Origin of the sequence: Streptomyces recifensis, assembly GCF_002154615.1 — a bacterium.
GTDB classification, from domain to species: domain Bacteria; phylum Actinomycetota; class Actinomycetes; order Streptomycetales; family Streptomycetaceae; genus Streptomyces; species Streptomyces griseoluteus.
Genome location: NZ_MUNH01000352.1, coordinates 1 through 3287 on the forward strand (window position 1 = coordinate 1; position 3287 = coordinate 3287).

At 72.1% G+C, this 3287-nt stretch carries 3 protein-coding genes and 1 pseudogene; all 4 read right to left on the reverse strand.

Features of this window, described 5'->3' with window-relative positions; all coding sequences use genetic code 11:
* Positions 1-417, reverse strand: a 417-nt coding sequence (locus tag CCN33_RS18825; protein WP_086694746.1) for a hypothetical protein, incomplete at its 3' end; no start/stop codon positions are given.
* Between the two features lie 7 nt (positions 418-424).
* Positions 425-1639, reverse strand: coding sequence for a cyclic dehypoxanthinyl futalosine synthase (mqnC, locus tag CCN33_RS18830; protein WP_031183145.1), 1215 nt, complete (start codon positions 1637-1639; stop codon positions 425-427).
* Positions 1640-1781: 142 nt separating this feature from the next.
* On the reverse strand, positions 1782-2498 hold the full coding sequence (locus tag CCN33_RS18835; RefSeq protein ID WP_086694745.1) for a prepilin peptidase: 717 nt from the start codon (positions 2496-2498) through the stop codon (positions 1782-1784).
* Positions 2491-3287, reverse strand: a pseudogene (locus CCN33_RS32110) (serine/threonine protein kinase); the annotation flags it as partial. The gene CCN33_RS18835 and the pseudogene CCN33_RS32110, both read right to left, overlap by 8 nt.

The window sequence follows — 3287 nt, forward strand, 5'->3', positions numbered from 1 at the left end:
GGGTGGGCGTTGGCCTACTGCCAGGGCCGCTCTGCGCACTACGTCCGCCACCGCCCTGGAGCGGAACTCTCCGGCCACCGCCACCGTGCCGTGCGCCAGCATGCGCTGTACGCCCCTGCGGGCGCTCGCACCCAGGGCCGCCGGATTCTTGCGGAAGATCTCCGCCGCCCGCTCGCCGGTGATCGGTTCCGTGCCCAGGGCGTCGGCCTCACGCGGGTCCGGGTGGTAGGTCGACTCCAAGAGTTCCGGGGCGTACGGGTTCAGCAGGCCCGGCAGGAGGATGCCGGGCCAGCGGCGGACCCTGGCCTGCGGGGCGGCTGCCGTCAGCCTTTCGTACGGGGCCACGGCTGCCACCGTCGCCCCGTCGACCAGGACCGACGTCTCCGGGGAGTTCTCGGCTACGTGAAGTGTCAGCACTTTGCGGCTAGTTGGAGGCGATCAGCTTCAGTTCGGGGTGGGCCGTGCCGCCCTCGATCGCGGTCGAGGAGATGTGGGAGACCACCCTGTCGTCGACCGGGTCGTTCGCCGGGTCGTCGTGGACCACCAGGTGCTCGTAGGTGGTCGCCCGCTGCGCGGGCGTGCGGCCCGCCTTGCGGATCAGGTCGATGATCTCCAGGCGGTTGCTGCGGTGCTTGGCGCCGGCCGAGGAGACCACGTTCTCCTCCAGCATGATCGAGCCCAGGTCGTCCGCGCCGTAGTGCAGCGAGAGCTGACCCACCTCCTTGCCCGTGGTCAGCCACGAGCCCTGGATGTGCTGGACGTTGTCCATGAACAGACGCGCGATCGCGATCATGCGCAGGTACTCGAAGAGCGTCGCCTGCGTGCGGCCCTTCAGGTGGTTGTTCTCGGGCTGGTAGGTGTACGGGATGAAGGCCCGGAAGCCACCCGTGCGGTCCTGCACGTCCCGGATCATGCGCAGGTGCTCGATGCGCTCGGCGTTCGTCTCGCCCGTGCCCATCAGCATGGTGGACGTCGACTCCACGCCCAGGTTGTGCGCCGTCTCCATGATCTCCAGCCAGCGCTCGCCGCTCTCCTTCAGCGGGGCGATCGCCTTGCGGGGCCGGGCCGGGAGGAGTTCGGCGCCAGCGCCTGCGAAGGAGTCCAGGCCCGCCTGGTGGATGCGGGTGATGGCCTCCTCCACCGAGACCTTGGAGATCCTGGCCATGTGCTCGACCTCGGACGCGCCGAGGGAGTGGATGACCAGCTGGGGGAACGCGTCCTTGATCGCCTTGAAGTGCGACTCGTAGTACTCGACGCCGTAGTCCGGGTGGTGTCCGCCCTGGAACATGATCTGGGTGCCGCCCAGTTCGACCGTCTCCGCGCAGCGGCGCAGGATGTCGTCCAGGTCGCGGGACCAGCCCTTCTTGGTGTCCTTGGGGGCCGCGTAGAAGGCGCAGAACTTGCACGCCGTGACGCACACGTTCGTGTAGTTGATGTTGCGCTCGATGATGTACGTGGCGATGTGCTCGGTGCCCGCGTACTTGCGGCGGCGCACGGCGTCGGCGGCCGCGCCGAGCGCGTGCAGGGGGGCGTCGCGGTAGAGGACGAGCGCTTCCTCGGGCGTGATGCGTCCGCCCGCTGCGGCTCGGTCCAGCACGGCTGCGACATCCAAAGAAGCGAGTTCGGCCTTCTCGGTCACCGGGCGTCCCTTTCGTCAAGGGTTAATCAAGGAAGGACAGTGCGCGTAGCGCTCGAAACAGGGTGGGGCGGGAGACGGGTGGGCGGACCCAGTCAGCCTACGCCAGCGTCTTGGATCACCCGACTTCAGGCCGTGTGGGCGATCAGGACGTGTACGCGCCCACCAGAACGCCCAGCAGCGTGCCGGTCAGCAGGAACGGGCCGAAGGGGATGGCCGACTTGCGGGTGGCCCGGCGGGTGAGGAGCAGGGCCAGGCCGTACAGGGCCCCTGTCATGAAGGTGGCGCAGGTGCCGAGCATCAGGGTCGGCCAGCCGTACCAGCCGAGGGACGCGCCCAGCGCCGGGGCCAGTTTCACGTCCCCGAAGCCCATGCCGGAGGGGTTCAGCAGATGGAGGGCCAGGTAGGCGACGGCCAGGGTCAGGGCTCCGTAGAGGGCCGTGCGGTAGCTGCCGGTGTGGTCGGGGAGCTGTGCCGCCAGGGCCAGCAGCGCCAGTACCGCGGGGGTGAGCGGGAGGGTCAGGGGGTCCGGGAGGCGGTGGACTCGCAGGTCCACCGCGGTCAGGAGGGTCGCCACCGGGGCCAGGGCCAGCCAGGCCGGCAGTTCCGGGCGGGGGCCCGTCGCCAGGGCCAGCAGGGCGCACACCACCGCCGTGACCGCGGGAAGGGCCGGCGCTGTCGTGCGGGGGCACCGACGGCACGGGGCCGCGCCCAGCCAGCCGGTCAGGGGGTGGTCCGCCTCGCACGTCGTGCGCCACGGAGTGCCCTGGGGGGTGGTGAAGCGGTACGCGGCTCTCGGGAGCAGGGCGCCGGTCAGGGCGCCCCACAGGGCGGCCAGTGCCACGGGGAGCACGTCAGTCATGGGGGGCCACCTTGGACAGGCGGGCCTCGGGGTTGCCCTCCGCGGCGGCGGTGGAGGTGTAGGTGAGGTCGTCGCCGGTGGGGGTCAGACGGATCTCGTGCGGGGCGGGGTCGCAGCCCTTGTGGTTGGTCCTGGCGCCGGTGGACGTGGCCAGCAGGCGGGTGGGGTCGACCTGCTTCAGGGTGAGGATGTCCACGCAGGTTCCGCCCAGTTGGTCCGTCTGGCGGAGGCTGCCCAGCTCCTTGCCCGGCGTCGCCTGGTGGACCGTGACGCGGAAGGTGCCCATGGGAAGGGCACCGTCCAGGGCGGTTGCCCTGCCCTCCCAGGTGCCCAGGTAGCGGGCCGGGATCGCCCCGGCGCGGTCGGCCGGGGCGGAGTGGGCCGGGGCGCTGCCCGCCGTGTCGTCGCCGTCGCCGGAACCGGGGCGCAGCCAGGTCGTGACGCCCAGGGAGACCGCCGCCAGGGCGCCCGCCACCGCGAGGGCCACCGTGCAGCTCATCCGGCGCCCGCGTCCCCGCTCCCCCGGTGCCGAGGTCGCCGCCAGGCTGACGCTCACCTTGCCGGGCGCCGTCTCCGGAGCCGGGGTCATCACCGGGGCCGGGCCGAACTCACCCGGCACCGCCGGGCTGCTGAAGTCCACCGGGCCCGAGGGCGCGTCGGCGGACGCCTCCAGGTTGAGGATCCGCACCGCGCTCCGGCTGACCTGCTCCACCAGGGGGCCGGGGAGCCAGCCGGCGGTGATCAGGGCGGCGGCGCCCTGCGGGGCCAGGCGGCGGGCGAGGGCGGCGG